Raw genomic sequence first — 2321 nt, 5'->3', positions numbered from 1 at the left:
GGCGACGCCGACGAGCCGTAGCGTCCCGGTGGCCGCGACCGCGTCGGCGACCGCCGCGCACTCCGCCTCCGTACGGACACCGGTGCGGGCGCCCTCGCCGGCGGCGAGTTCGACGACGACGTCCAGCGGGCGGGCGGTGCCCTGCAGGGCCGCGTCCATCAGCTCGACTCCGCGCACCGAGTCGACGTAGCAGACGAAGCGGAAGTCCTCGTCGCCGGCGAGTTCCCCGGCGATCCAGCGCAGCGCCGCCGGGTCCACGAGTTCGTTGGCGAGGAAGATCCGCTCGATGCCGAAGGCGCGGGCGACGCGTACCTGATGGGGGACGGCGAGGGTGATGCCCCAGGCGCCGTGCTCGATCTGGCGCCGGAAGAGCTGGGGGGCCATGGTCGTCTTGCCGTGCGGGGCGAAGGCGAGGCCGTGGCGGGCGGCGTACGTCTCCATGAGCGCGAGGTTGTGCTCCAGGCGCTCGGCGGAGAGGGCCAGCACGGGGGTCGTGAAGCCGCCGGTGAAGAGGTTGCGGCGCTGGGCGGTCAACTCGGCGACGGACAGGCCCTCCGCGTCCGGGGGAAGGCCCTTGAAACGGTGGTCGACGCGGTCCTCTGCGAGGCGGGCGAGGGACACGGGGCCTCCCTGATCAGGTGGGTTGCGGTATCTGCAACGGCCATTGCGTATATCGCTTACTGCTGTCTAACATCCACGCCAATGCCGGGTCAATCAAGGGAGCTACGACCATCGTGAATGCCCCCGACGTCGTGGACGTCGTCGCGCTCGGCGAGTCCATGGTCACGTTCCTGCCCACGCGTGCGGGGCGGCTCGCCGACGTGCCGTCCTTCGACCGGTCGATCGGTGGGGCGGAGTCCAACGTGGCGTGCGGGTTGGCCGCCGCCGGCCACACCGTGCGGTGGGTCAGCCGGGTCGGCGCCGACGGGTTCGGGGACCATCTGGTCGAGACGGTCGCGGGGCACGGGGTCGATGTCTCCGCCGTGCGGCGGGACTCCTCGCGTCCCACGGGGGTGTACTTCCGTACGGCGGGGGACCGGGCGACGGACGCGCATGAGGTCGCGTACTACCGGGCGGGGTCGGCCGCGTCGGCGATGACGGCGGAGAACGTGGACCTGGCGTCGGTGCGGGCGGCCCGGGTGCTGCATCTGTCGGGGATCACGGCGGCGTTGTCGCAGGGGTGTCTGGCGCTGCTGCGTGCGCTGCTGGCGCCGGGTGAGGACCGGCCGCTGGTGTCCTTCGACGTCAACCACCGGGCCGGCCTGTGGCGGGACGCCGAAGGCCCGCGCGTGCTGCTGGAGTTGGCGCGGGGTGCCGACATCGTGTTCGTGGGGGAGGACGAGGCGGAGGAGGCGTGGGGGATGTCGGGCGGACCGTCGGCGATCCGGGCCGCGCTGCCCGAGCCGGGGGTGCTGGTGGTCAAGCAGGGAGGGGTCGGGGCCACGGCGTTCGTGTCGGCTGCCGGCCGGTCGGGGCCGGTAGCGCCCCGCGGCGGAGCCGCATACGCACACAGCCCCGCGCCCAGCCGGCCTGCGGGCAGTCGTGCCGCTGGGGCGGCCCCCGCCCCAGAGGCAGGCGGCACCCCGCAAGCGCGGGCGAGCGACACCCACCCCCGGCCGCAAGGTGTCGGCCCTTCACTCGGTTCCACGCAGCCTGCGGGCGGCTCCGGTCCTGCGGAGAACGGCACTTCGCAGGCGTGGGTGGGCGACACCGATCCTCGGCCGCAAGGTGTCGGCGCTTCACTCGGTTCCACGCAGTCTGCGGGCGGCTCCGGTCCTGCGGGGAGCGGCACTTCGCAGGCGGGGGCGAGCGACACCCACCCCCGGTCGGCCCCGGAGCCCGGCACCTTCGTCCCGGCCCCGCACGTGGACGTCGTAGCGACCACAGGCGCCGGTGACGCCTTCGCCGCCGGGTTCCTCTCCGCCACGCTCCGCGGCCTTCCCCTGAAGACCCGCCTCCGCCACGGCCACCTCCACGCCGCGGCAGCCCTCACCACCCCTGGCGACCTCGCGACGCCCCCCACCCGTGACACCGCCGACCGACTGGCCGCCGTCGGGGACGACGTGTGGGGGACACTTCGACTCGGCCCCGGCTGGACGCAAGCCGGTACGGCCCCGGAGGAGGTACGCACCCCATGAGTCAGACCGTCGACCGCGCACTCAGCATCCTGCCGCTGCTCGCCGAGGGCCCCGCCGACCTCGGTCAGGTCGCCGACCGCCTCGGCGTCCACAAGTCCACCGCGCTGCGACTCCTGCGCACCCTCCACGAACACGGCATGGTCTACCGCCAGTCCGACCAGCGCTACCGCCTCGGCGCCCGCC

Annotated in this window: 3 protein-coding genes; 2 read left to right on the top strand and 1 reads right to left on the bottom strand. The window is 74.0% G+C overall.

Annotated features, from left to right (window positions below; translation table 11 throughout):
- A partial coding sequence (locus tag JF597_RS54160; protein ID WP_294014479.1) for an alanine racemase occupies positions 1 to 621 on the bottom strand: 621 nt, incomplete at its 3' end.
- Between the two features lie 113 nt (positions 622 to 734).
- Here JF597_RS54160 and JF597_RS54155 point away from each other — a divergent pair.
- Both JF597_RS54155 and JF597_RS54150 read left to right on the top strand, forming a co-directional pair.
- A complete protein-coding gene (locus JF597_RS54155; RefSeq protein WP_366916587.1) occupies positions 735 to 2138 on the top strand; it encodes a sugar kinase in 1404 nt (467 codons plus the stop codon).
- The coding region (locus tag JF597_RS54150; protein ID WP_294014477.1) for a helix-turn-helix domain-containing protein at positions 2135 to 2321 on the top strand (187 nt) is incomplete at its 3' end. The genes JF597_RS54155 and JF597_RS54150, both read left to right, overlap by 4 nt.

Origin of the sequence: Streptomyces sp., assembly GCF_019510245.1 — a bacterium.
GTDB lineage: Bacteria > Actinomycetota > Actinomycetes > Streptomycetales > Streptomycetaceae > Streptomyces.
The sequence above is the reverse complement of the archived record's forward strand: the minus strand, read 5'-3'. Positions and strand labels throughout refer to the sequence as shown.